The 660-nt window shown below is 46.1% G+C and carries 1 protein-coding gene; it reads right to left on the minus strand.

What is annotated here, in order from left to right; translation table 11 throughout:
* Nucleotides 1-54: 54 nt before the first annotated feature.
* Nucleotides 55-660 (minus strand): hypothetical protein (locus tag K9U40_RS23195; protein WP_282892428.1); only part of this gene is annotated, 606 nt, incomplete at its 5' end.

The following is a 660-nucleotide window of genomic DNA, read 5'->3' on the forward strand; positions in this document are numbered from 1 at the left end:
TTCGAGAAATGCATCGACGCCCTGCCAGCCGCTCTAACTCTCAGCAGCACGAGTTTATGAACAAAGTCCAATTTCAACAAACTTTTTACATAGGACTGTTGGAGTAATTACACCACCATCAAGTCCACCATTATTTTGAGCCAATCCCGAATTCACGAACGATAGCAAGAGGGCCTCATCATATTTCATCCAGTTTCCCTCAACGGACCGTGAAAACTCTTCAAGCCTGCATATATCAAAAGATGGGACTCTTTCAAGGGCCGTCAATAATCGACGAAGCTCTCCAAAAGATATCACACCCCTTGCATAGGCTTCAAATATTTTTGCAACCAACTCAGGCTTTATATCGCTCTCCATCCTATCCAGGATTTCAATCACCACCGACCCTGCCCTCTCAGCAAACTTATCATCCGCATTCAGCCTCTCAGTCATCGCAATTCGTTCATCCTGAGGAACCTCCGAAAGCTGAAAGAGAAACCGCAGGATTTTTTTGGCAAGCAACTGATCTCTAAAGGAACCGGCAACGTTGAATACGCCCACAACAGTATTCACAAATGGAATATCCCTAAGCGCCCCAGACTCCAGCAATGAATCTATGCCAAGCTCCATATACTCCTTCCCCACACCAGACACCTTTTCGGATCGCAGGGCATCAATCAC

Origin of the sequence: Xanthobacter autotrophicus, assembly GCF_030015065.1 — a bacterium.
Lineage (GTDB): Bacteria > Pseudomonadota > Alphaproteobacteria > Rhizobiales > Xanthobacteraceae > Xanthobacter > Xanthobacter autotrophicus_D.